Origin of the sequence: Pseudomonas juntendi (assembly GCF_009932375.1) — a bacterium.
GTDB classification, from domain to species: domain Bacteria; phylum Pseudomonadota; class Gammaproteobacteria; order Pseudomonadales; family Pseudomonadaceae; genus Aquipseudomonas; species Aquipseudomonas juntendi.
Genome location: NZ_BLJG01000520.1, coordinates 1 through 243 on the forward strand (window position 1 = coordinate 1; position 243 = coordinate 243).

The following is a 243-nucleotide window of genomic DNA, read 5'->3' on the forward strand; positions in this document are numbered from 1 at the left end:
AGCTTGTAGCTTGTAGCTTATCCGTACCGCTTGCGCGCTTCGATCGCCAGCCCACTACCAATACTGCCAAAGATATTGCCCTCCACATGCCGCGCATTGGGCAACATCGCCGACACGCTGTTGCGCAATGCCGGAATCCCGCTGGAACCACCGGTGAAGAACACCGTGTCGACCTGGCCTTCGCTCACCCCGGCCTTGGCCAGCAGCTCGCTCACGCTGCCGCGCACACGCTCCAGCAGCCCC

General features: G+C 62.6%; 1 protein-coding gene. It reads right to left on the reverse strand.

What is annotated here, in order from left to right:
* Positions 1 to 17 precede the first annotated feature (17 nt).
* The coding region (locus GYA94_RS27045) for an Hsp70 family protein (RefSeq protein WP_161893491.1) at positions 18 to 243 on the reverse strand (226 nt) is incomplete at its 5' end.